Annotated in this window: 14 protein-coding genes; 11 read left to right on the top strand and 3 right to left on the bottom strand. The window is 67.2% G+C overall.

Going from position 1 to position 26,094, the window contains the following annotated elements; all coding sequences use genetic code 11:
• Nucleotides 1-27 precede the first annotated feature (27 nt).
• The 11 genes from zomB to M1248_RS06190 all read left to right on the top strand — a co-directional run bounded on the left by zomB (nucleotide 28) and on the right by M1248_RS06190 (nucleotide 18,551).
• Nucleotides 28-2,064, top strand: coding sequence for a flagellar motor control protein ZomB (gene zomB, locus M1248_RS06140; RefSeq protein WP_317147863.1), 2,037 nt, complete (start codon nucleotides 28-30; stop codon nucleotides 2,062-2,064).
• Between the two features lie 81 nt (nucleotides 2,065-2,145).
• Complete coding sequence (locus M1248_RS06145; protein ID WP_174262135.1) at nucleotides 2,146-3,141, top strand: alpha/beta hydrolase; 996 nt, start codon at nucleotides 2,146-2,148, stop codon at nucleotides 3,139-3,141.
• A gap of 129 nt (nucleotides 3,142-3,270) precedes the next feature.
• A complete protein-coding gene (locus M1248_RS06150; RefSeq protein ID WP_317147834.1) occupies nucleotides 3,271-4,356 on the top strand; it encodes an alpha/beta hydrolase family protein in 1,086 nt (361 codons plus the stop codon).
• Nucleotides 4,357-4,501: 145 nt separating this feature from the next.
• Nucleotides 4,502-5,386 carry an alpha/beta hydrolase-fold protein gene (locus tag M1248_RS06155; protein ID WP_163733119.1) on the top strand — a complete coding sequence of 295 codons (885 nt, stop codon included), beginning with the start codon at nucleotides 4,502-4,504 and terminating at the stop codon, nucleotides 5,384-5,386.
• An 82-nt stretch (nucleotides 5,387-5,468) separates the two neighbouring features.
• Nucleotides 5,469-5,960, top strand: coding sequence for a DUF732 domain-containing protein (locus tag M1248_RS06160; RefSeq protein ID WP_163733122.1), 492 nt, complete (start codon nucleotides 5,469-5,471; stop codon nucleotides 5,958-5,960).
• 54 nt (nucleotides 5,961-6,014) lie between these two features.
• Complete coding sequence (locus M1248_RS06165; RefSeq protein ID WP_317147835.1) at nucleotides 6,015-7,025, top strand: cutinase family protein; 1,011 nt, start codon at nucleotides 6,015-6,017, stop codon at nucleotides 7,023-7,025.
• 175 nt (nucleotides 7,026-7,200) lie between these two features.
• On the top strand, nucleotides 7,201-9,090 hold the full coding sequence (gene fadD32 / locus M1248_RS06170) for a long-chain-fatty-acid--AMP ligase FadD32 (protein WP_317147836.1): 1,890 nt from the start codon (nucleotides 7,201-7,203) through the stop codon (nucleotides 9,088-9,090).
• A gap of 17 nt (nucleotides 9,091-9,107) precedes the next feature.
• Nucleotides 9,108-14,501: a polyketide synthase Pks13 gene (pks13, locus tag M1248_RS06175; protein ID WP_317147837.1), complete on the top strand. Its 5,394-nt coding sequence runs from the start codon at nucleotides 9,108-9,110 to the stop codon at nucleotides 14,499-14,501.
• A 4-nt stretch (nucleotides 14,502-14,505) separates the two neighbouring features.
• Nucleotides 14,506-16,056 (top strand): acyl-CoA carboxylase subunit beta, encoded by a 1,551-nt coding sequence (locus M1248_RS06180; protein ID WP_163733134.1) that lies wholly within the window; start codon nucleotides 14,506-14,508, stop codon nucleotides 16,054-16,056.
• A 16-nt stretch (nucleotides 16,057-16,072) separates the two neighbouring features.
• Nucleotides 16,073-17,083, top strand: coding sequence for a DUF4331 family protein (locus M1248_RS06185; RefSeq protein ID WP_317147838.1), 1,011 nt, complete (start codon nucleotides 16,073-16,075; stop codon nucleotides 17,081-17,083).
• 28 nt (nucleotides 17,084-17,111) lie between these two features.
• Nucleotides 17,112-18,551: a serine/threonine-protein kinase gene (locus M1248_RS06190; protein WP_163733140.1), complete on the top strand. Its 1,440-nt coding sequence runs from the start codon at nucleotides 17,112-17,114 to the stop codon at nucleotides 18,549-18,551.
• Between the two features lies 1 nt (nucleotide 18,552).
• Here M1248_RS06190 and M1248_RS06195 read toward each other — a convergent pair whose 3' ends face one another.
• From M1248_RS06195 to M1248_RS06205, 3 genes are read right to left on the bottom strand one after another with little or no spacing between them, the layout of a single operon-like run.
• On the bottom strand, nucleotides 18,553-19,464 hold the full coding sequence (locus M1248_RS06195; RefSeq protein ID WP_317147839.1) for an MBL fold metallo-hydrolase: 912 nt from the start codon (nucleotides 19,462-19,464) through the stop codon (nucleotides 18,553-18,555).
• Nucleotides 19,461-22,664 carry an arabinosyltransferase domain-containing protein gene (locus M1248_RS06200; RefSeq protein ID WP_317147840.1) on the bottom strand — a complete coding sequence of 1,068 codons (3,204 nt, stop codon included), beginning with the start codon at nucleotides 22,662-22,664 and terminating at the stop codon, nucleotides 19,461-19,463. Before M1248_RS06200 ends, M1248_RS06195 begins: the two co-directional genes overlap by 4 nt.
• Complete coding sequence (locus tag M1248_RS06205; protein ID WP_317147841.1) at nucleotides 22,661-25,933, bottom strand: arabinosyltransferase domain-containing protein; 3,273 nt, start codon at nucleotides 25,931-25,933, stop codon at nucleotides 22,661-22,663. The genes M1248_RS06200 and M1248_RS06205 overlap by 4 nt, the downstream gene beginning before the upstream one ends.
• Between the last annotated feature and the right edge of the window lie 161 nt (nucleotides 25,934-26,094).

Genomic DNA, 26,094 nt, shown 5'->3' on the forward strand with positions numbered 1-26,094 from the left:
TTCTCGGTCGCCGGCCGGAGCCGCTTCATGGACGGTCTCGGCGATCGCTTGTCGCGCGCGCCCGCCTTTCCCTACGACATCACAGTGCGAATCAGCCTGTGGGCGAGCGTGATCGTCGTCGCGGCTCTGTTCGGTTGGGGTGCGTGGCAGCGGCGCTGGATCGCCGACGACGGCCTCATCGTTCTGCGGACCGTGCGAAACCTTCTGGCGGGCAACGGTCCGGTGTTCAACGCCGGCGAGCGTGTCGAGGCGAACACGTCGACGGTGTGGACCTATCTGATCTATGTCGCCGCGTGGGTCGGCGGGCCTGTCCAGCTGGAGTACGTGGCGCTGTACCTGGCGTTGACGCTCAGTGTGTTGGGTGTCGTGTTCACCATGCTGGGCACCGCCCGGCTGTACGCGCCGAGCCTGCGAGGTCGACGCGCGTTGATGCTGCCCGCGGGTGCGCTGGTCTACATCGCTGTTCCGCCGGCCCGTGACTTCGCCACCTCGGGGCTGGAAAACGGTTTGGTGTTGGCATATCTCGGCCTGCTGTGGTGGATGATGGTGTGCTGGTCGCAGGGGCTGCGCCCACCCGGTCCGGCGAATGCGGCGCCGGTGTTCCGCGGCGGCCCACCGACCATTCGCAGACAGCCGGTCGGACCGGCGCCGGACGCACGCACGGTCAGCGGATTCTTCGACGGTGCACTGGCTTTCGTCGCAGGCATGAGCGTGCTGATTCGGCCCGAGTTGGCGTTGATCGGCGGGCTGGCTCTGGTGATGATGCTGATCGCCGCGCGCGATTGGCGACGCCGAGGGCTGATCGTCCTCGCGGGCGGTCTGGTACCGGTCGCGTATGAGATCTTCCGAATGGGCTACTACGGCTTGATATTTCCCGGCACCGCACTGGCCAAGGACGCCTCCGGTTCCAAGTGGTCGCAGGGCTTCGTGTACCTGTCCAACTTCAACAGTCCCTACCTGCTGTGGGCGCCCGCCATCTTGCTGATCGGCTTGGCGGCCGTGGTGATGGTGACGCGCGGCCGCCCGTGGGGTATTCGTCATGCGACCGCCCCCGGCCAGGGATGGCTGGCTCGGACGGTGCAGAGCCCGCAGGCCGTGGTGGCTTTCATGCTCGTCAGCGGATTGTTGCAGGCGCTCTACTGGATCCGCCAGGGCGGCGATTTCATGCACGGTCGAGTCCTGTTGACCCCGTTGTTCTGTCTGCTCGCACCCATCGCGGTGATTCCGTTGGTGCTGCCTGATGGGCGCCGAATGGCCCGTGGCGCAGGCTATTTGTTCGTCGGAGCCACGAGCCTGCTGTGGGTGTCGATCGCCGGTTGGTCGCTGTGGGTGGCCAATTCGAGCGGGATGGGACCTGACGCGACCCGCGTGACCTACAGCGGCATCGTCGACGAACGTCGGTTCTACGCCCAGGCCACGGGCAACGCGCATCCGCTGACCGCAGCCGACTACCTCGATTATCCCCGCATGCGTGCGGTGATGACCGCGATCGACAACACGCCCGACGGTGCCCTGCTGCTGCCGTCCGGCAACTACGACCAGTGGGATGTCGTGCCCGCCATCCCGCCGCCGCCGGACGCACCACCGGACGTCAAGAATCGAACCGGCCCGCACACAGTGTTTTTCACCAATCTCGGCATGCTGGGCATGAACGTCGGACTCGATGTCCGGGTGATCGACCAGATCGGGCTTGCCAATCCGCTTGCCGCGCACACCGCGCGTCTGGAAGACGGCCGCATCGGTCACGACAAGAACCTGTTCCCGGACTGGGCGGTGGCCGAGGGTCCGTTCCTCAAGACCAGGCCCTTCATCCCGGCGTACCTCGACGAGGACTGGATCGCGCAGGCCGAGGCCGCGTTGGAGTGCCCGGCGACCGACGCGATGCTCAACGCCATCAGGGGCGAGATGGGGCCGCGCCGGTTCCTGTCGAATCTGATGCATGCGTATTCGTTGACGCAGTATCGGATTGACCGAGTGCCGCTCTACGAGCTGCAGCGCTGCGGGCTCGAGGTGCCGGAGCCGACTCGCGACCCGTACACCGGCATGCCCGCCACCGGGCCATAGCCGCGGACGGCCGGCGGTAACGCGATAGGCGACTCCGGCGATACACAAGCGCGTTGGGAACTGGCGCTTGATTCACGAAGGATGGTACGACCTGTGCGAACCTGGCTTCGCCGTGCGATCGCGGCGGGCGCCGCGGTCCTGACGATGCCGATGATCGCCGTTGTGTCCAATGTCACACCGCCCGCGGGCGCGTTCTCTCGCGAGGGCCTGCCCGTCGAGTACCTCGACGTGTATTCGACGGCGATGGGCCGCAACATCCGCGTGCAGTTCCAGCCCGCGACAGGCGCGCCGACGACCGGTCCCTCGAAGGCCGTCTATCTGCTCGACGGCATGCGTGCACGCGACGACTACAACGGCTGGGACATCGAAACCCCGGCTTTTGAATGGTTTTTGGACTCCGGTGTCGCGACCGTGATGCCGGTCGGCGGGCAGTCCAGCTTTTACACCGACTGGTATTCGCCGTCGAGCTTCAACAGTCAGCCCTTCACCTATAAATGGGAAACCTTTCTCACCAGTGAGCTTCCGTCGTGGCTGGCGGCCAACAAACAGATCTCCCCGACCGGCAACGGCGTGGTCGGGTTGTCGATGTCGGGCGGGCCCGCACTGATCCTGTCCGCGTACCACCCGGCGCAATTCCGTTACGCCGCATCGCTTTCCGGCTTCCTGAACCCGTCGGCCCTGTTCATGCAGCAGGCGATCCGTGTCGCGATGCTCGACGCGGGCGGCTACAACGTCGACAACATGTGGGGCGCGCCGTGGGACAACGCGTGGAAGCGCAACGACCCGATCAGACAGGTTTCTCGCATCGTCGCCAATGGCACGCGGCTGTGGGTTTACTGCGCACCCGGCGGCACGACCCCGCTGGACGTGAACGCGGATCCGAACCAGGCGTTCAGCGCGAACAGTCTTGAATCAATGGCTCTCAAGAGCAATTTGGACTTCCAAAAGGCCTACGTGGCGGCCGGGGGCACCAACGCGACTTTCCAGTTTCCGCCGGCGGGAAATCACGCGTGGCCGTACTGGGGAGCGCAGCTGCAAGCCCTGAAACCAGACCTGATCGCAACCCTCAAAGGCTGAGGAGCGACCAGGGACGATACACGCCGAATAGAGGTACCACAGCAAGTTGTGGTTGACTGCACGAGCAACGCGGCGGGGTCCGTCGGACAAGTTCCGCGTGCGGCATACGACAGATGGGATAGATGAAGCATGAAGTTCGTTGGCAAGATCCGTGGCGCGTGGGTGCGCCGGCTCGCGGCTGTGGCGATGGCCGCAGCAGTGTTGCCCGCCCTCGTCAGCGCCGTCGGAGGCTCGGCGACTGCGGGCGCTTTCTCTCGTCCGGGTCTGCCGGTCGAGTACCTCATGGTTCCGTCCGCAGGGATGGGCCGTGACATCAAAGTTCAGTTTCAAAACGGTGGGCCGAACGCTCCTGGCGTCTACTTGCTAGACGGCCTTCGCGCCCGCGACGACTTCAACGGCTGGGACATCGAGACTGCTGCCTTCGAGTGGTACGTCGATTCCGGCCTCGCGGTGATCATGCCGGTCGGCGGGCAGTCCAGCTTCTACAGCGACTGGTACAGCCCGGCCTGCGGTAAGGCGGGTTGCTCCACCTACAAGTGGGAGACGTTCCTCACCCAGGAGCTGCCGTCCTACCTGGCCGCGAACAAGGGTGTGAATCCGAACCGCAATGCGGCAGTCGGTCTGTCGATGGCCGGTTCGGCCGCGATGACGCTGGCGATCTACTACCCGCAGCAGTTCCAGTACGCGGCTTCGCTTTCTGGCTTCCTGAACCTTTCCGAAGGTTGGTGGCCGATGCTGGTCAACATGTCGATGGGCGACGCGGGCGGTTACGACGCCGACGACATGTGGGGCAAGACCGAAGATCCGAACAATGCGTGGGAGCGCAACGATCCGATGGTCAACATCGGTCAGCTGGTCGCCAACGGCACGCGCATTTGGGTCTATGCCGGTAACGGCAAGCCCGCCGACATCAATGGCACCGGAGTCGCGGCCGGCGACAACTTCAACGCGGAGTTCCTCGAGAAGTTCACGTTGCGGACGAACAAGACGTTCCAGGAGAACTACATCGCCGCCGGCGGCAAGAACGGCGTGTTCAACTTCCCCGAGGCCGGTACTCACAGCTGGGAGTACTGGGGTCAGCAGCTCAACCAGATGAAGCCGGACATCCAGCGCGTGCTGGGCGCCACCCCGCAGCCGAGCACACCGGTCGGCGGCGAAGCCCCGGCCGAGGGTGCGACTGAGGCACAGCCGGCGTCGGCTGTATCCGGCGGTTAATTGACCGCTTCGTCGGAAACGACATGACTGGCGGCGGCGATCCTTCGGGGTTGCCGCCGTCAGCCATTTCCGGGGCATCTCCTCGTGCAGGTGTGGTTGACTGCTCGCGCGGGGACTGCGAGACGAACGTGGAATGGGGCTGTTGATGCATGTCGTGATCCGGACGTTGTTGACCGTGGTGCTGGCTGCCGGCCTCTGGGGTGCCGGCACGTCATTGGCGCCGTCTGCCAAGGCCGACGTCGAAATGCTGATGGTCCCCTCGGCGGCAATGGGCCGCGATATCCCCGTCGCGTTCTCCGGCGGCGGGCCGCACGCCGTCGTCCTGCTCGACGCCTTCAACGCGGCCCCCGACGTCAGCAACTGGGTCACGGCGGGTAACGCGATGGCGACCCTCGGCGGGCAGGGCATCTCGGTCGCCGCACCCGCCGGCGGCGCCTGGAGCATGTACACCAACTGGGAGCAGGACGGCAGCAAGCAGTGGGAGACGTTCCTGGCGACCGAGCTGCCGAACTGGCTGGCCGCCAACAAGGGCCTCGCACCCGGCGGGCACGGCATCGTCGGGGCGTCCCAGGGTGGATACGGCGCGATGGCGATGGCGACGTTCCACCCGGACCGGTACCGCTTCGCGGGATCGCTGTCCGGTTTCCTGGCTCCTGAGCGCACCGGCGTCGACGGCGCCATCACCGCCGGCCTGCAGCAGTTCGGCGGTGTCGACATCCGCAACATGTGGGGCTTGCCACAGCTGGGCCGGTGGAAATGGCATTCACCGAACGTCCACGTGCAGCTGCTTTCGGACAACAACACCCGGCTGTGGGTGTACTCCCCGACGACCGGTGGCTGCGATGTGCCCGCGATGATCGGCTACTGCGATATCGCCGCGGGCACGAACAAGGAGTTCTACCAGCACTATCGTTCGGTCGGCGGTAAGAACGGCCACTTCGACTTCCCGGCCAGCGGCGGCAATGACTGGGGTGCCTGGAGCGGGCAGCTCGCCGCGATGTCTGGCGAACTAGTCGCCACCATCAAATAGCGCGTATCAGGTAGGCAGCAACCGAGCGCGGCACGCCATGCGCTCTCAGTTTCTTCTGTGTTTCAGCCGGTACCTTGGAAACGTGCAGCTTTCGGTACGGCGGCGGGTCGCTTCGACCGGATGGTTGGCAACTTCAGCAACAACACTGCTGGTGGCGACGGTCCCCGCGTTGATGACCGGATGTTCGGGCAACGACGTGATGGCCACCATCGGCATGCCGACCTCCGAAACGGAAACCGCGCACGGTGACGCCGGCGCGGCGCCTCCGGGACCCCAGCAGGCGGGCGGACAGTCCAACGCTCTGGTCGTGACGGCAAAGCAACGCGAATACCTCGATGCGCTCACCGCCGCCGGCGTGAAGCCGTCGAGCAATCTGGCCGCCCTGTCGATCGGGTCCTATGTCTGCCAGGCCAGGGCCGCAAAACAGAACGACCACGCGGTGTGGGACTTCGTGCGGCCGGTGGTGCGCGGCGACGTCGACGGCGACGGGCTATCGTCGGCTGCGCCGTCGGCGGCCGACATCGACACCGCGACCGCCGAGTACATTCGCATCGCGACCGAGCGACTCTGCTAGTAGTCGCCTACGGCGCGCACCAGACCACAGCACGCGAGGAGTAACAGAGAACCCATGTCCAAGACCACTCGGCGGAAACGTCACCGCATTCTGGGGCTCGTCGCAGCGGTGGCGGTCTCACTCGTGGTGGTACTGGTCGTGGTGCTGGTCTGGGTGTGGCAGCGATCACCTGACACCCCGGTCCCGGGCGCGCAGCCACCCACATCGGTTCCCGGCGGCATTCCGCCGACGGGTAGGAAACCGCGTCCCGAATTCCAGGACGCCAGCTGCCCCGACGTGCAGATGATCTCGGTCCCCGGCACCTGGGAGTCGTCGCCTCAGCTCGACCCGTTCAACCCGACGCAGTTCCCCATCGCGCTGCTCCTCAACGTCACCAACCCGCTGCGTCAGCAGTTCGACGCGGGCCGGCTGGAGATCTACACGGTTCCCTACACCGCGCAGTTCCACAATCCGTTCGCCGCGGACAAGCAGATGTCCTACGACCAGAGCCGCGCCGAGGGCTTCGACGCGACGGTGCGGGCCATGACGGACATGAACAACCGCTGCCCGTTGACCAGTTACGTGCTGGTCGGTTTCTCGCAGGGCGCGGTGATCGCCGGTGACATCGCCAGCGATATCGGCAACGGCCGCGGCCCGGTCGACGAGGATCTGGTGCTCGGGGCGGTGCTGATCGCCGACGGTCGCCGTCAGCCCGGCGTCGGTCAGGACGTCGGCCCCAACGCGCCGGGCCAGGGTGCGGAGATCACCCTGGACGAGGTCCCGATGCTGGGTGAGCTAGGTCTGGACATGACCGGTCCGCGTTCGGGCGGTTTCGGGATGCTCAACAACCGCGTCTTCGAGATATGTGCCGCGGGCGACCTGATCTGTTCGGCGCCCGAGTCGGCCTTCAACATCACCCAGTTGCCTCGGACGCTCGAGGTGCTCAGCGGCGGCGCCGGCCAGCCGATCCACGCGATGTACAACACGCCGCAATTCTGGAATCTCGATGGTGCCTCTGCCCCGCAGTGGACACTGGGTTGGGCGCAGAGTGTGATCGATAACGCCCCGCGCCCGAAACATGGCTGACCTGTAACCGCGGAGATTTGGACTGCGTCCACCGGTCGCCTAACATTAAGAGAAAACTAAGAGCGGTGAGGGACGCGAAGCCGAAACGCGCAGGGCAGGGACCCACGCGGCGGCGCGCCCGTCCACATTGAGGTGCTAGCGGCTTCAAAAACGAGGCTTCGACAGGAGAGTGAGAATGGGGTTCCACAACCCGTTCCTGAAAGACGGACTGATCAAGTTCCCCGACAACGGCAGCGTGGTCAAGCACGTCGAGAAGTGGGCCAAGGTCCGTGGCGACAAGGTCGCCTACCGATTCCTCGACTTCTCCGTCGAACGCGACGGTGTGGCGCGCGAGCTGAACTGGGCGGATTTCGGCGCACGTAACCGCGCGATCGCCGCTCGTTTGCAGCAGGTCACCCAGCCGGGCGACCGCGTGGCGATCCTGTGCCCGCAGAACCTCGAGTACGTGGTCGCGATGTACGGCACGCTGTACTCGGGCCGCATCGCGGTGCCACTGTTCGACCCCAACGAGCCCGGTCACGTCGGGCGATTGCACGCCGTCCTGGACGACTGCCACCCGTCGGCCATCCTCACCACCACCGAGGCCGCGGAGGGTGTGCGCAAGTTCTTCCGCACCAGGCCCGCCAAGGAGCGTCCGCGCGTCATCGCGGTCGACGCCGTGCCCGACGACGTCGGCGCCACCTGGGAGCAGGTGCCCGTCTCCGCAGACACGATCGCCTACCTGCAATACACCTCCGGGTCGACCCGCGTCCCGACCGGCGTGCAGATCACCCACCTCAACCTGGCCACCAACATCGTCCAGATCATCGAGGCACTCGACGGCGAGGAAGGTGACCGCGGCCTGTCGTGGCTGCCGTTCTTCCACGACATGGGGTTGATCACGGCGATGCTGGCGCCGATGCTCGGGCACTACATCACGTTCATGACCCCGGCCGCGTTCGTTCGCAGGCCCGGCCGCTGGATTCGGGAGATGTCACGCAAGCCAGAGGACACCGGTGGGGTGATCTCGGTGGCTCCGAACTTCGCTTTCGATCACGCCGCCGCGCGCGGGGTGCCCAAGGACGATGAGCCGCCGCTGGACCTGTCGGTCGTCAAATGCATCCTCAACGGCAGCGAGCCGATCTCGGCCGCGACCGTGCAGAGGTTCAATGACGCGTTCGCGCCGTACGGTTTCAAGCCACAGGCCATCAAGCCGTCTTACGGACTGGCCGAAGCGACGTTGTTCGTCTCGACCACGCCGATGGGTGACCACCCCCGGATCGTCTCCGTCGACCGCGCCGCGCTGAACACCGGCACCTTCGTCGAGGTCGCCCCCGATTCGCCGACCGCCGTGGCGCAGGCCGGTGCGGGCAAGGTGGGCATCGCGGAGTGGGCCGTGATCGTCGACGGCGAATCCGCCACCGAGCTCCCCGACGGACAGATCGGTGAGGTCTGGATCAGCGGCCAGAACATGGGCACCGGCTACTGGGGCAAGGAAGAAGAGACTCGCCAGACCTTCCAGAACATCCTGAAGTCGCGGACCAGCCCGTCGCACGCCGAGGGCGCGACAGACGACGCGACGTGGGTGCGCACCGGTGACCTCGGCGCGTTCCACGACGGAGAGCTGTTCATCACCGGCCGCGTGAAAGATCTGGTGATCATCGACGGCCGTAACCACTATCCGCAGGACCTGGAGTACTCCGCGCAGGAGGCGACCAAGGCGCTGCGGGTGGGATACGTGGCGGCGTTCTCGGTGCCGGCCAACCAGCTGCCCGACGAGGTGTTCGAAAACGCCCATGCCGGTCTCAAGCGCGATCCCGACGATTCGTCGGAGCAGTTGGTGATCGTCGGCGAGCGCGCGCCAGGCGCGCACAAGCTGGACATGGGGCCGATCGCCGACGACATCCGCACCGCCATCGCCATGCGTCACGGTGTCACCGTGCGCGACGTGCTGCTCACCGCGGCAGGTGCGATTCCGCGCACCTCCAGCGGCAAGATCGGCCGGCGGGCCTGCCGCGCGGCGTATCTGGACGGCAGTCTGCGCGCGGGCAAGATCCCCAACGATTTCCCCGACGAAAAAGACTGACGGCTGACCTCCTGAACATGGCTGACACACAAGACGATTCGCAGCAGCAACCCGAGACCCCGTCTCCCGACTTCGAGGCCGCGGCTCCGCGCACTGACATCTCGGTGCCCGAGCTGCGCGAGTGGATGCGCAACTGGGTGGCCAACGCGACGAACACGTCGCCGGACTCCGTCAACGAGTCGGCGCCGCTGATCGAGTTGGGCATGGCCTCCCGCGACGCCGTCGCGATGGCCAGCGATATCGAGGACTACACGGGCGTCGTCGTCACCGCGACCATGGCGTTCCGGCATCCCACCATCGAGTCGCTCGCGACGGTCATCGTCGAGGGTGAGCCCGAGCCGGAGTTCACCGGCGATGAGGACTGGTCACGCACCGTCGACGAGGGCCGCACCAACATCGCGATCATCGGCATCGGCACGCGCTTCCCCGGTGACCTCAACACTCCGGACGAGATGTGGCGCGCGCTGCTCGAGGGCCGCGACGCGATCAGCGATCTGCCCGAGGGCCGGTGGTCGGAATTCACCAGCGAGCCCCGCATCGCCGAGCGGGTGAAGAAGGCACGTACCCGCGGCGGTTACCTCTCGGACATCAAGGGCTTCGACGCCGAGTTCTTCGCGTTGTCGAAGATGGAGGCCGACAACATCGATCCGCAGCAGCGGATGGCCCTCGAATTGACGTGGGAGGCGTTGGAGCACGCCAGGATTCCCGCGTCCAGCCTGCGCGGCGAGAATGTCGGCGTCTTCATCGGCAGCTCGGTCAACGACTACATGTTCATGTCGGTGGCCGACCCCTCGGTGGCGCACCCGTACGCCATCACCGGTAACTCGAGCGCGGTCATCGCGAACCGGGTGTCCTACTTCTACGATTTCCGCGGGCCGTCGATGGCCATCGACACCGCGTGCTCGTCGTCGCTCGTCGCCGTGAACGAGGGCATCAAGGCCCTGCGCGCCGGGGACGCCGACGTCGTGGTGGCCGGCGGTGTCAATGCACTGATCACGCCGTTGGTGACGCTGGGCTTCGACGAGGTCGGCGGCGTGCTGGCGCCGGACGGCCGGATCAAGTCCTTCTCGCAGGACGCCGACGGCTACGCCCGCTCCGAGGGCGGCGGCATGGTCGTGCTCAAGCGTCTCGAGGACGCCCGCCGCGACGGTGACGACATCCTCGCGGTCATCGCCGGCGGCGCCGTCAACCACGACGGCCGTTCGAACGGCATGCTCGCACCGAATCCCGATGCGCAGGAAGCGGTTCTGCGCAAGGCCTATAAGGACGCCGGTATCGATCCGAGGACGGTCGACTACGTCGAGGCCCACGGCACCGGCACCATCCTCGGCGACCCGATCGAGGCCGACGCGCTGGGCCGCGTCATCGGCCGCGGCCGGCCGGTGGACAAGCCCGCGCTGCTCGGTGCGGTGAAATCGAATGTGGGCCACCTGGAATCAGCCGCGGGTGCGGCGAGTCTGGCCAAGATGGCGCTGGCGCTGAAATACGACAAGCTGCCGCCGTCGATCAACTACACCGGGCCCAACCCCTACATCGACTTCGAGCGCGAGCGTCTCAAGGTCAACGACGTCGTCTCCGACTGGCCGCGCTACAGCGGCATCGCCATCGCCGGTGTCTCCGGCTTCGGCTTCGGCGGAGCCAACGCGCACCTGGTGCTGCGCCAGGTGTTGCCGACCGATCTCATCGAGCCCGAGCCCGAGGAGGCGCCCGTCGCCGTCACCGCGGCGCCGGAGAAGCCCGCGGTGTACGTCGGCGGGGTGCTGGTCGAGGACGACGACGAGGACAACGACTACGGCGATGTCGAGCGCGATCCCGAGTTCTACGGTGCGACAACCGAAGCCGAGCATGAGCTGCCCGGTCTGACCGACGAGGCGCTGCGTCTGTTGGAGATCGCGCGCGAGGAACTCGAAGCCGAGCAGGCCGAGAACCCCGTCAAGCCGATCGTGCCACTGGCGGTTTCGGGGTTCCTGACGTCGCGTAAGAAGGCGACGGCGGCCGAGCTCGCGGACTGGATCGAGAGCCCCGCCGGTCAGGGCACGTCGCTGGAGGCCATTGGCCGTTCGCTGTCGCGGCGCAACCACGGGCGTTCGCGCGCAGTGATTCTCGCGCACGACCACGACGAGGCGGTCAAGGGTCTGCGCGCCATCGCCGACGGCAAGCCGAACCCGTTGGTGGTCAGCTCCGACGGTCCAGTGACCAACGGCCCGGTGTGGGTGCTCGCCGGTTTCGGCGCGCAGCACCGCAAGATGGGCAAGAGCCTGTACCTGCGCAACGAGACGTTCGCCGAGTGGATCAACAAGGTCGACGCCTATGTGCAGGACGAGCGCGGTTACTCGGTGGTCGAGCTGATCCTCGACGACTCGAAGGACTACGGCATCGAGACCACCCAGACCGTGATCTTCGCGATCCAGGTGGCGCTCGGTGAGCTGCTGAAGGCGCACGGCGCGAAACCCGGTGCGGTGGTGGGCCAGTCGCTCGGCGAGGCCGCCGCGGCGTACTTCTCCGGCGGGCTCTCGCTGGAGGACGCGACGCGCACCATCTGCTCGCGCGCTCACCTGATGGGCGAGGGCGAGGCCATGCTGTTCGGCGAGTACATCCGTCTGATGGCGCTTGTCGAGTACTCGACCGACGAGATCAAGACCGTCTTCTCCGACTTCCCCGATCTCGAGGTCTGCGTGTACGCCGCGCCGACCCAGACCGTCATCGGCGGTCCGCCGGAGCAGGTCGACGCGATCATCGCGCGCGCCGAGTCCGAGGGCCGGTTCGCGCGCAAGTTCCAGACCAAGGGCGCCAGCCACACCCAGCAGATGGATCCGCTGCTCGGAGAACTCGCCGCCGAGATCCAGGGCATCGAGCCGCACCCGCTGCAGACGGCCTACTTCTCGACTGTGCACGAGGGTCAGCTGATCCGCGCCGGTGGCGAGCCGATCCACGACGTGGATTACTGGAAGAAGGGTCTGCGGCACAGCGTGTACTTCACGCACGGCATCCGCAACGCCGTCGACAACGGGCACACCACGTTCCTGGAGCTGGCCCCGAACCCGGTGGCGCTCATGCAGGTTGGGCTGACGACGGCGAGCGCCGGTCTGCACGACGCCCAACTGATCGCGACCCTGGCCCGCAAGCAGGACGAGGTCGACTCGATGACCACGGCCATGGCGCACCTGTTCGTCTACGGCCACGATCTGGACTTCCGCACGCTCTTTGAACGCGGTGACTACGCCGCGATCCCGCCCACCCGCTTCAAACGCAAGCCGCACTGGCTCGACGTGCACTTCGCCGGTGACAGCGCCGCGATACTGCCCGGCGGCCACGTCGCGACACCGGACGGCAGGCACGTCTGGGAGTACGCGCCTCGCGGTGCCACCGACCTGGTGACACTGGTGAAAACCGCTGCAGCACAGGTGCTTCCGGATGCCAAGATCACGGCGTTCGAGCAACGCGCGGTCCCCGCCGACGATGCGCGGCTGGTCACCACGCTGACCCGCCACCCCGGCGGCGCGACGGTGCAGGTGCATGCGCGCTCCGATAATGGGGCTGAGTCTTCCTTCACTCTCGTGTACGACGCCGTCGTCACCCGTGGGGGCCAGACGGCCGCACTGCCCGTCGCAAGCGGCGCAGCTACTGTCGCGGAGCAGGTCTCGACGGCGCAGCCTGTCGAGGAAGAGCAGGACGACGTCGCGATCCTGCAGGACAACCTCACCGCAGGCGCAGGCCTGGCCGCGAGCTTCGCGAAGTGGTCACCGGACACCGGTGAGACCATCGGTCAGCGGCTCGGCGCGATCGTCGGCGGCGCAATGGGTTACGAGCCCGAGGACCTTCCGTGGGAGGTGCCGCTGATCGAGCTCGGCCTGGACTCGTTGATGGCCGTGCGGATCAAGAACCGCGTCGAGTACGACTTCGACCTGCCGCCGATCCAGTTGACCGCGGTGCGCGACGCCAACCTGTACGCGGTGGAGAAGCTGATCCAGTATGCGATCGAGCACCGCGACGAGGTCGACCAGCTCGCCGAGTCGCAGAAGGGGCAGACCGCCGAGGAGATCGCCGCCGCGCAGGCGGAGTTGATGGGCGGCGCCACGACGGTCGCCGAGCTGGAGGCCAAGCTGGCCGAGGCCGGGCATCCCATCGCCACGGAAGCCACCGAGGCTGCCGAAGCCACGCAGACGGGGGCCGCGGAGGCCATCGCCACGGATGCCGTGGAATCCCAGGTGGCACCGACCATCCCGCCGCCGCCGACCGACCCTCGCGGCCCGTCGGCGTCCGGACCATCGCAGTCGACGGTGGCCGCCGCGTCCAAAGTGCTGACCCAGGAGGCGGTGACCGAGGCGCTCGGCTCGGACGTGCCGCCGCGCGACGCCGCCGAACGAGTGACGTTCGCGACGTGGGCGATCGTGACCGGTAAGTCCCCGGGCGGCATTTTCAACGAGCTCCCGACCGTCGACGACGACACCGCGGCCAAGATCGCCGAACGCCTCACCGAGCGCGTCGACGAGGGCACCGTCACCGCCGACGACGTGCGTGGCGCCGGGACGATCGAAGAGCTGTCCACCACCGTCAGGGATTACCTGGAGGGCGGCAAGGTCGACGGTTTCGTGCGCACCCTGCGGGCCCCGCAGGAGGGGTCAGACGACATCCCGGTGTTCGTGTTCCACGCCGCCGGCGGATCGACGGTGGTGTACGAGCCGCTGCTGAAGCGGCTGCCCGCGACCACTCCGATGTACGGCATTGAGCGCGTGGAGGGCTCGATCGAGGAGCGCGCCAGCGAATATGTGCCCAAGCTGCTGGAGATCAACGGCGACCGTCCGTTCGTGCTGGCCGGCTGGTCACTGGGTGGTGTGCTGGCCTACGCGTGCGCGATCGGGCTGAAGAAGGCGGGCGCCGACGTGCGCTTCGTCGGCCTCATCGACGCGGTGCGGCCCGGGGAACCGATCCTGCAGACCAAGGAGGAGACCCGCAAGCGCTGGGACCGCTATGCACGGTTCGCCGAGCGCACCTTCAATGTCGAGGTGCCCGAGATCCCGTACGAGGAGCTCGAGGCGCTCGACGACGAGGGTCAGGTGAGATTCGTGCTGGACGTCGTGAGCCAGAGCGGGGTGCAGATCCCCGGCGGCATCATCGAGCACCAGCGCACGTCGTACCTGGATCAGCGGGCCATCGACCTCGCGGAGATCCAGCCCTACGACGGCCACGTGACGTTGTACATGGCCGACCGCTACCACGACGACGCGATCTACTTCGAGCCCGCGTACGCCACCCGCAAACCGGACGGCGGCTGGGGCGAGTTCGTGTCGGAGCTGGAGGTGGTGCCCATCGGGGGTGAGCACATCCAGGCCATCGACGAGCCGTACATTGCCAAGGTCGGCGCACACATGAGCGAGGCGCTCAACCGCATCGAGTCTCAGGAGAAGTAGGCGAGTGACCAACAAAACCACCGCGGAGCTGCTGGCCGATCTTCACGAGAAGCTGGAGTTGGCGAAGGAACCCGGTGGAGAGAAGGCCATCGCCAAGCGTGAGCGCAAGGGCATCCCGAGCGCCCGCGCCCGCATCCACTCGCTGGTGGATCCGGGCAGCTTCCTCGAGATCGGCGCACTCTGCAAGACGCCGGGGGACCCCAACGCGCTGTACGGCGACGGCGTCGTCACCGGCCACGCCACCATCAACGGCAGGCCGGTCGGCGTGTTCAGCCACGACCAGACGGTGTTCCAGGGTTCGGTCGGCGAGATGTTCGGCCGCAAGGTCGCCAAGCTCATGGAGTGGGTGGCGATGGTCGGCTGCCCGATCATCGGCATCAACGACTCCGCGGGTGCGCGGATCCAGGACGCGGTGACGTCGCTGGCGTGGTACGCCGAGCTCGGCCGCAGGCACGAGATGCTGCGCGGCCTGGTGCCCGAGATCTCGCTGATCTTCGGCGCGTGCGCGGGCGGCGCGGTGTACTCGCCGATCCAGACCGACCTCGTGGTGGCGGTGCGCGATCAGGGCTACATGTTCATCACCGGTCCCGACGTGATCAAGGACGTCACAGGTGAGGACGTCACACTCGACGAACTCGGCGGCGCCGACAATCAGGCGCGCTACGGCAACATCCACCAGGTGGTGGAGTCGGAGGAGGCGGCGTTCCAGTACGTCCGCGACTATCTGAGCTTCTTGCCCTCCAACACTTTTGACGATCCGCCGATCGTCAACCCGGGTATGGAACCCGACCTCACACCGCACGACTACGAGCTCGACTCGATCGTGCCGGACGCGGACAACCAGGCCTACGACATGATGGAGATCCTGCTACGGATCTTCGACGACGGCGACGTGTTCGAGGTCGGCGCGCAACGCGGGCAGGCGATGATCACGGCCTTTGCGCGCGTGGACGGTCGTCCGGTCGGCGTCATCGCCAACCAGCCCATGTACCTTTCGGGCTCGATCGACACCGAAGCCTCGGACAAGGCGACGGCGTTCATTCGGTTCTGCGACTCCTACAACACCCCTTTGGTTTTCGTGGTCGACACTCCTGGCGCGTTGCCCGGTGTCGAACAGGAGAAGGGCGGCATCATCAAGCGCGGCGGCCGGTTCTTCAACGCGCTCGTGGAGGCCGACGTGCCGAAGATGACCGTCATCGTCCGCAAGGCCTACGGCGGCGGGTACGCGGTGATGGGCTCCAAGCAGCTGGCGGCGGACCTCAACTTCGCCTGGCCGACCGCGCGCATCGCGGTGATCGGCGCCGAGGGCGCGGCCCAGCTGTTGGTGAAACGCTTCCCGGATCCCACTGCGCCCGAGGTGCAGAAGATCCGCGCCGATTTCATCGAGGGCTACAACCTCAACATGGCAACGCCGTGGATCGCCGCCGAGCGTGGCTACATCGACGCGGTGATCCAGCCGCACGAAACCCGGTTGCTGCTGCGCAAGTCGCTGCGCCTGCTGCGGCAGAAGCAGATCACCCGGGTGCAGCGAAAGCACGGCCTGACACCGATCTAGCGGCGATAATCGGCTGGTGTCCAACCACTTCACGGGGCTCAGCCTCGGCCCGCCCCTCGGTGATCAGCGTCTCGATCTGTGCGACCTGTACGCGTTCCAGTCGCCCGCCGACCCGGCGCGCACCGTGCTGATCCTGAACGCGAATCCGAACGCCGACGCGCTGCACCCCGACGCCATCTACCGGCTCGCCGTCGACAACGACGGCGACCTGCAGAACGACATCGCTTTCAGCTACGTCTTCTCCACACCGCAGGAGGGACGGCAGAGCGTCGACGTCTACCTCGCACACGGTGACGACGCGAAGGAACCAGAAGCCGTCGGCGAGAAGATCTTCGACGCAGTCGAGGTGTCGTTCGGCAAGACCCCCGACGTACACCAGTCGGGTGGGTTCACGTTCTTCGCGGGTGCGCGCAGCGATGCGTTCTTCTTCGACTTCGACGGCATCAAGAATCTGTTCGACACGTCGGGGACGCGCAACTTCACCGCACCCCACCTCGCCGAGCTCGGCGGCAAGTCGCCGTGGACCGGTCAGGACTCCAACACGACCGCCAACGTGTTCTCCACCGTGCTCGAACTGCCCACCGAATACCTCGGCGCCGATCCCGACATCCGTATCTGGGGCCGCTGCAGCCTGCGGGAGAACGGCACGCTCAACCACGTCGATCGGGCCGGCCACCCGTCGGTCAGCAGCTTCTTCAACACCGACGACACCAAGCTGGAGTACAACGCCAGCGAGCCGGTCCGCGACCGCGAACGCTGGATCGAGCAGTTCATCCACCTGATGGGCCATACCGGCGGCTACTCGCGCGAGCAGGCTATCGCCGCGATCGACCGGGAGGGCACGCTGCCCGACATGTTGACGTTCAACCCGGCCAAACCCGCGAAGTACCCGAACGGCCGCACGTTCACCGACGACGTCATCGACTATCGCCTGGCCTTCCTGACCAAGGGTGAGTGCCCGCCCAGCGGGTTGAGCCCGCATACGGACACCCTGTCGGAGTTCCCTTACCTCGGCACACCTCACTGACGGTCCCGCAGACAACTACTATTCGGCCATGCCGCTCGCGGACGGACAGGAGCTCGCCGGGTACACCATCGTGCGCTCACTCGGCGCCGGTGGGATGGGCGAGGTGTACCTGGCCCAGCATCCCCGGCTGCCGCGCTATGACGCGCTGAAGGTGCTCTCGGCCACCGTCTGCGCCGACAGTGAGTACCGGCAGCGGTTCAACCGGGAGGCCGACATCGCGGCCACGCTGTGGCACCAGCACATCGTGGAGGTGCATGACCGCGGCGATGTCGACGGCCAGCTGTGGATCTCGATGGACTACGTCGACGGCACCGACGCGCACCGACTGCTGTCGGAGAGCTACCCGAACGGGATGCCTCCCGACGACGTCGTGCGCATCATCACCGCCGTCGCGGACGCCCTCGACTACGCGCACGACCGCGGGCTGCTGCACCGCGACGTCAAGCCCGCCAACATCCTGCTGGCCAACTACGGGACCAACAACGAGCGGATCATGCTGGCCGATTTCGGGATCGCCAGACGGATCGGGGACGGGGCGACCACGAATCTGACGGCCACCAACATGACCGTGGGCACCGTCGCGTACGCCGCTCCGGAGCAGCTCATGGGCGAGGGCATCGACGGCCGGGCCGACCAGTATGCGCTGGCGGCAACCGCCTTTCAGCTGCTGACGGGGACGCCACCGTTTCAGCATGAGAATCCCGCGGTCGTCATCAGCCAGCACCTGACCGGCGACATACCCGCGATCGGTGCCCGCAGGCCCGAATTGTCCAACCTCGGACCGGCTTTCGAGAAGGCGCTCGCGAAGTCGCCGAAGGACCGGTTCGCCAAGTGTGTCGATTTCGCCCGTGCGCTCGCCCATCGAACCGACGCCACCATCTCCGGTTCCGGCCCGGTGTGGCACTCCGGTCCGGCGGCCGTGGCCGCCCACTCGGAGCCGACGATGTCCGCGCACGCCGCGACGGGCGCATCGGGACCCAGACATGCCAGACCGGCGGCGGCCCCTTCCCGGCGTCGATGGGTGCTGCCGGCGGCCATCGCGGTGGTGCTGATCGCCCTGGCTGCAGGCGCTTTCGTGCTGTTCGATCGTGGCCGAGATCGCCCGGCGGAGGCCAAGGCACCGCCGACGACCGCGTCGGCACCGGCGCCCGCGTCGCCGGGGGGCGTGGCCCTGCCGGTGGTGGTCGTGGGGGCGGAGTGCGGCACGCTCGGTGAGGCCGGGCTCACCGAGACCGGCGCTCCCGCGTACTGTGCGCACCTGCCGACCACCGGCGCGTCGATCTGGTCGATGTATCCCGGTGAGATCTCCAGTCCCACAGTCACTCCCGGGCCCGACGCTGTTGCACTTCCCTCGGAGAGCCAGCAGCCGGTACTGGTGTGCATGGAGCAGACCGGACAATCACACGTCGACTGTCACAGCGACATTCTCGAGGTCGACGACTCCGCGACGCCGACCGAGTCGCCGTAGCTCAGATCGGCGGAAGTTCCAGCCAGTCATCGACCATGAACGCGTCGCCGCGCGCGACCACCGTCGCGCCGCCGTGTCCCGGATAGTGCGCGGGGATCACCGCGGCGCGCCGCCGTGCCGCTTCGGTCAGCACGCGTTTACGGGTCGCCGCCGCCGCGTCGAAGTCCTCGTCCCACGCACACGGATCGTTGGGCCGGTGCAACTGCATCGGGCAATGGGTCAGGTCGCCGACGAACACCGCGGGCTTACCCGCGTCCAGCCACACCACCGAAGCGCCCGGCGTGTGTCCCGGTGCGGGACGCAGCCACAGCGAATCGCTGAGCCGGTGGTCGCCGGACCACATCTCGATCTGCCCGTCCACCGGAGACACGCTGTCCGCGAACACCGTTCGGACATGCTGCTGCGTCGCTTCCGCTTCGGGTGACTCGGGCTTCGACGTCTGCGCCGGACCATCGGGGCAGAAGTGCCGGTAGTCGGCTTCGGGTACCAGGTAGCGCGCGTTGGGGAACGTCGGCACCCACGCCTCGCCGTCGCGCCTGGTGTTCCAGCCGACGTGGTCGAAGTGCAGATGGGTGTTCACGACGACGTCGATGTCGGCGGGCTCGAAGCCCGCACCTCCCAGCGCACCGAGGAAATCGGTCTGCAGATGATCCAGCACCGACATCAGCGGGCGGGCCTTGTCGTTGCCCGCGCCGGTATCGATGAGCACGGTCTGGCCGTCGACCTGAATGACCCAGATCTGCATGGCGATTCGCCAGCCGTCCTCATTCCAGTAGGTCGGCTGGAACTCCGTGTCTTCGCGCCAGACATCCGGCGGCGTGAAGGGGAACACCTCGGTCGGCAGATTGTCGACCTGGGTCTCGATGACTCGTGTGAGCGTTGCGCCGCCGAGGCGAACCCGGTCCGACGTCATGGCTTGATCCTGATGTGTCCGGGTGAGTACAGCCCGCTGTGGGTGGTGGTCCCGAACTCAAGCTGCGCCACTTGGGCTTCGACAATGGTGTCGAACTTGCGCAGCGAGCCCCAGTCCCGGCCCCAGTCGTTCGACAGGTACGTCGCCATCACGTGGGCGCGCAGCAGGAGGTCGCTGATGCCGAGCAGGCCGCCGTTGAGACCGTCTTGCCAGGTGTCGGTGTCCTTGCGCTTCGCGTTGTAATCCGGCGTGATCCGGTACTTGGGAACCTCGGTGACACCGTTGGCGTGCAGCATCGGCTGCTGGCAGGGGAACGCCAGCCCAACCGCCCAGTCCATCAGGACCGGCTGGTCCGATCCGACGTACTCCTGCACCGAGCGCAGTTCCGGCACCCGCGGCGGGGTGACGGCGATCCAGTCACCAGTAGTCAGCGAAAGGTCTTCGGCCACGACGCGCACCGCGACCGCGTCGGCGGGAATCTGCTCCCGGGGGAACCGCAGATTGCGCCATGACGGGGCCGGTCCGAGGTCGTAGGGCACCAGCCGGCCCGCGGGAACGGGGTTGCCATCCGGGCCGCGCAGCGCGTACTCGAGTTCGACGGTCTGACCCTCGGTCCGCCCGTTGAACACGCTGTCGCCGGTGATGGTGCCCGCCGCAGTGATGACCACGAGGGGGTGAGCATCCTCGCGCGGCGGCAGCTCGTACCATGCCGACGTCAGCCGGCTCTGCTGCTGGGGGCCCTGAACGTAGCTGCCGGCCAACGGAACCCGTGCCGGGTCGAGGCCGTAGGGCAGTGGAACCGTCGATCGGTTGACACCCGGCGTCTTGCGCTTCGTCGGCTGATCCCAGTCGTAGTCGGTGCCGGGCATCGGCAGGTTCATCCGGATCGTCTCGGCGACAATCTTTTCCGGCACACCGTTGGGCGTGAATCCGGTCGCGCCGACACCGCCCAGCGGGCCCAGCGGACCGTAGTCACCCGGTAGCGCCTTTAGGTAGCCGTCGTTCGGGTCGGGTTCCACCAGCACGTCGTCGGCCAGACCGCACCCGCCGGTGAAGGCGCGCAGGTTCGCCCACGCATTGGAATACGTCGGGTACTGACGCACCACACCCGCGAGCATCGAGCCGACGAACACCAGCACCATGAATCCCGCCGCAACGGGAATCGGTGCGGCCGTGATGGCCCTCGTCACGCGGTCCTCACCCCAGCGCCGGTCCGCGAAGTGCAGGAACGCGGCCCATATCGCGGCGAGGGCGAACAGCGCGAAGAAGATGGTGCTGACGGTGACCGGACCGATCTTCGGCATCGCGTTGTTGAACGGAACACCGTAACTCGACACGTACCACCACCCGTTGGTGGTCGCGAAACACAATGCCAGCAGGAACAATACCGCTGCGACGACCGCCATCCGGTTGCGCGACCAGCGCAGCACCGACCGCGAAACCAGCACCGTCGCCAATGCCGCCATCGCGGCGCCCACCGCGGCGAACAGTCCGAAGTGATGCACCCACTTGGTCGGCGCGAACTGCAGGAAGAAGATCGTGCCGAAGATCGTGCCGATCAGTCGCCACGCGGGACCGCGGGCCACGCCGGGAATGCGCTTGCGCCGCAACAGGATGAACAACGAGGCGAACAGGGCCAGCGCAGTGATCAGGAACCCGAACCGGCGCGACAACGAGCCGTCGACGGTCGGCAGAATGAGGTAGTAGTAGCGCAGGTTCTCGGTCCACCACTCCTGTGCGGGCCCGACGGACGTGCGAATTCTAGTGGCTTCCATCACCGTTGCGATCGTCTGGTCGGCGAAGACGACGGTCAGGATCACCGTTCCCGCGGCCAGCATCGGCAACACCAGCGGCCAGGTGCCTACGAGGCGGTGTCTGCGCACGAGGATCCGCAGGATCGGCCGCCCGCCCGCCAGCAGCGCGGCGACCGCGATGAGCCCGGTGGGCTGGATGCCCAGGGTGAATGCGGCGGTCAGGGTGGCCAGAGCCGCCGGTGTCATCCGCCCCGAGGCGATGGCCCGCTCGATCAGGACGTAGGTGATGAGCGCGCCGGTGGCGATCTGGCCTTCCGGCCGCAGTCCGTTGTTGAACGGCATCCACGCCGCCAGCAGAACCAGGCCCGCCGCCCACACCGCCGCGCGGCTGGACGCCACCGCGGGGCCCAGCCTCGGCAACACCTCGCGGGACAGCAAGAGCCAGCACACGATTCCGCACACCAGGTCGGGCAGCCGGATCCAGATACTCGAATCGCTGACGCTGGTCATCAGCGCCAGCAGGTTGTAATACCAGCCGAACGGATCCTCTGGGCTGCCGAACCATCGGAAGTAGTTCGACATGTAGCCGGCGTGGCCCGCGATGCGCGCCATCTGAAGCTGATAGCCGTCGTCGGACGAGTTCGCGCCGATGATGTGCCACAGCATGAAGCCGCCGACGACCACCACATCGGTGGCGCTGAAGGTGCGCCACCGCGACGGGATGACACGTCGCATCCGCCGGCCGTCGACCTGGTCCAACTTCCACAGCGCGACCAGCGCGATGATCGTCGCGACCATCGCCAGCACCATCGCCGAGAGCTTCAAAGCCGTTGGGTGCGTGGTGAACCGGGTGTCGATCACCGCCGACACCGAGAGCCCCGGCGGCGCCGGTCCCGTCAGGTCGGTGAAGACGCCGACGATCTGCGGCCGCAGGTTCGGATCGACGAAGCCCGTGTACTGCTCCGTCCCATCGGCTTTCCGCAGCCCGACGAACGTCGCGAACGTGCCAGCCTCCGACGACGTGATCTCGATGCGCTGACACTCCGGGGACTGCACCCGCTGCCGCGGCACGCTGGCCACTACAACGTTGCGGTCGGTGATGTCCACCCGCTGCGCGGAGACCGTGACGAACAGGCCCTGCAGCGCAGCCTGCTTGCCGTCCTTCGGCGCCGTCCCGAGGACCATTCCGCCGCGCGGCGGCAGCGCACGGATGACGTCGCAGGGCACCGTCGCCGTCATCGACACCGGGGTCAGCGAGATCAGCGGCGCCGTAACGTTGTTCATCTGCCCGGCCTGCGGCCAGTTGAGCGTCGCCGTGGTCTGCACCACCGGCAGCAGCGGTGTCGCCACGGACAGGACGAAGCCGATGAGCCCGGCGATCATCGCCACCCAACGCGCCGTCTGCACGCCCCTCTGGTCCCGAAGCTCAGTCATGGTCCCGTTCATGGCAGCGCCCTGATCGGTCCGTTGCGACTCCAGCCGAAGACGCGTTGCGTGCCCTGTTCGACGTTGGCGTTCGGCGCCCGCGATGCCGGTACCACCCGCTGGTAGCGCTCGATGGAACCCCAGTCGCGGTACCAGTCGTCACGCAGGTAGCTCGGGACGGCCGTGGTGCGCAGCAGCGCCTGGATGAACAGGAACGGTCCGCCGTCCTGCGCGGACTGCCACATGTTCGACGACGACACGATCTGCTTGAAGTTGGGCTGAATGCGGTACTCCGGAAGCTCTGCGACGCCGAGGTGTTCGGAGAACGGACGCTGGCAGGGGAAGTTCGCCGCCGTCGCGATGTCCAGCATCACCGGCGTTTCCGATCCGAGCAGTTGTTGGGCGGTTTCGAGCACGGGCACCCGCGGCGGGGTGAAGGCGAACCACTGGTCATCGGAGAGGTTGGGGTCGTCGGCGACGATGCGCGCGACGTTGGCCTCCGGCGGCGCCCATGCGAGCGGGAAACGCAGGTTGCGCCAGGCCTTTTGGGGGAAGATGTCGATGGGCTGCACATCGCCGAGGGCCTGATAGCTGCCGTCGGGGCGATGCACACCCCACTGCAGTTTCAGCGACTGCCCGTAATTGAAGGAGCCGTCCTCCTCGTAGTACCAGATGGCGCCTGCGGCGGCGACGGTCACCAACGGCCGGTCCGGGGTCCGCGGCGGCAATTGGTACCACGCCGACGTGACCTTGGCCGCAAGGGTGTTCTCGTCGTAGCTGCCCATCACCGGGGTGCGCTTGGGATCCAGGCCGAACGGCAGGAAGACGTTGGATCCGTTGACGCCGACGGGTCCGTAGCCGCCGCCGGTGCCCGCCGCGTAGCCGATGCCGACGTTCGGTTCGTTGGGGGAGCCGTCGGAGTTGACCAGACCGGGGTTGGCGGTGACGGGCTCGGCGGGCTCGAGGGTGTCGCTGACGCCGTTCGGCGTGAAGCCCACCGGATCCTCGCCGCCGAGCGGCCCGTACTCACCGAACCGCTGGCCCGGAACCGGTTGCAGCATCCCGGCATTGGTGTCCGGTTCGACGAGCACGTCGTCGGCCATGGCGCAGCTGGTGGAGGACAGGCCGGACGTCAGGGCGGCGACGTTGGCCTTCGCGGTGGTGTAGACGGGGTAGCGCTGGGCGGCGCCCTTGGCCAGTGAGCCGACTTCGAGCACCACCATGATGACGGCGACGACCAACAGCGGCGTCGATGCCAACGCCCGGTTGCGGCCGGTGCTGGCGACCTCGGTGTGACCGGTGTAGTCCATGCGGAAGTGCAGCCAACCGGCGAGCAGGCCCGTCAGAATCGCCAGCACCAGGAAGATGGTCAGCACGGGGAATCCGGCGATCACCGGCTGCTTGTCGAACCACGGCACCCCGTAATTACCGACGTAGAACCAGCCGTTGATACCCGAAGTCGCCCAGGCCAATACGAACAGCAGCGCTGTCACGTACAGCGCGATGTTGCGTCGGCTGTGCAGTCCGACCCTGGCGAACGAGAACGCCGTGACGGCGCCGAGTGCACCGGCCAGCGCGGCGAACGCTCCGAACTGCACCGCCCACTTCGTCGGTGTGAACGTCAGTAGCAGCAGGCCGATGGCCGTCGTCCCGATCAGCCGCCACACCGGTCCGCGCGCCATACCGGGCACCGCACTCCTGCGCAGCAGGACCGCGAGCATGCCGAACAGGCACAGCAGCAGCACCAGCACCGCGAAGCGACGTGTCAGCGAGGAGTCGACGCTGTCCTCGACAGTCAGGAAGTAGTAGCGCAGGAAGTCCTGATACCAGGCGATCGTGGGTCCGACGACGTATTTGATGCGTGCCGACTCGGCGACGGTGGCCAGGGTCTGGTCGCGGAACACGATGACGAAGAGCAGGGCCGCCGACGAGAGCAGGGTGGCCAGCGGTGCGAGGACTCCGTCGAGCGCGCGACGGTCGCGGATGATGCGTGCGACGGCGCGAGCGCCGACGAGCAGCGGCGCGACCGCGATCAGGCCCTGCGGCGCCAGCGTCACCGAGAACGCGGCCACCACGATGGCGACCGCGTAGGGCAGCAGCCGTCGGGTGCCGATCGCGTACTCGACCAGTGCCCAGGCCGCGATGACACCGAACGCGATGAGCGGTTCGGGACGCAGCCCGTTGTTGAACGGCAGCCAGGCCGCCAGGAACACCGCTCCCGCTGTCCATACGGTGACGCGGTTCGCAGCAAGGCGCGCGCCCAGCCGGGGTAGCACCCAGCGGCTCAGGATCAGCCAGGCGCCGATGCCGGCCAGCGTCGCGGGGATGCGCATCCACACGCTCGCGGTGCTGATCGCCGCGAGGTGCGCGAGCACCGACTGATACCAGTCGAAGGGCGCTTCGGTGGCGCCGAAGAAGCGGTAGTAGTTCGCGGTGTAGCCGGCCTCGGTGGACACCCTGGCGATGGTCAGGTTGTAGCCGTCGTCCGAGGACAGTGCGCCGATGATGTGCCAGAGCAGCAGCGTGCCGACGACGCCGATGTCGGCGAGCCAGGTGGCCCAGCCCACCCGCCAGAATCGCCGCCATGCGTGGGCGACCCTGCGGCTCCGGCGGCGGTCGAGGACGGCCATCGCCACCATCGACGCGATCACACAGACCACCCCGAGCACCATCACGGCCAGCTTGAGCGTTGTCGGCGAGGTGATGAAACGGGTGTCGATGTCGATGCGGCCCGACAGCCCCGCCTGTGCGGCCACCTCGAGATCGGTGAAGACGCCGGCGACCTGTGGCTTCTTCTCGGCCGACAGGGTGCCCGCCGCGCCGGGGATGCCGATGAAGTCGGCGCCGACCTCGCCGGGGTTGGCCCAGAGGTGCAGCGTGCTGCACGCGCCGGACTCCACGGCGGATCGGGGTGCCACCGCGGCGACGGAGTCACGCACCGCGACCACCACGACATCTTCGGTGGCGCGGACGAACAGGCCGTTGCGGCTGGAGTCGATACCGGCGGGCGGCACGGTCGACACGACCAGGCCGCCCTCTTCGGGCAGGGTGGCGACGGCCTGGCAGGGGATCGAGATGTCGAGGGCCAGGGGTGCGCCGGACACCAGCGGTGCGGTGATGTCGGTGATCAGCCCGTCGGGGCTGGACGTCTGGGGCCACAGAATGGTGGCGGTGGTCTGTTTGACCGGCAGCAGCGGAACCAGCCCGCACAGCAGCAGCCCGGCGATGCCTGCGACGACCGCGATCAGGCGCGCGAACCGGTAGGTCCGCTCTTGTTCGTCGCGTGGCACGAGGCTCGATGGTATGCGACGGGGCTGTCCGCGCCGACCATGCGGGGCCGTGCGCAGCTTGATATTGACCGGCGGGCCGATGCGCCCCTCGTAACGGCCCTTGTAACGGCATGGCGCGATTCGGTTCGAATTTCCGCCACGTGGTTACTCCGGCGGGCCGC

It is taken from the genome of Mycobacterium sp. 29Ha (genome assembly GCF_032883055.1).
Taxonomy (GTDB): domain Bacteria; phylum Actinomycetota; class Actinomycetes; order Mycobacteriales; family Mycobacteriaceae; genus Mycobacterium; species Mycobacterium gallinarum.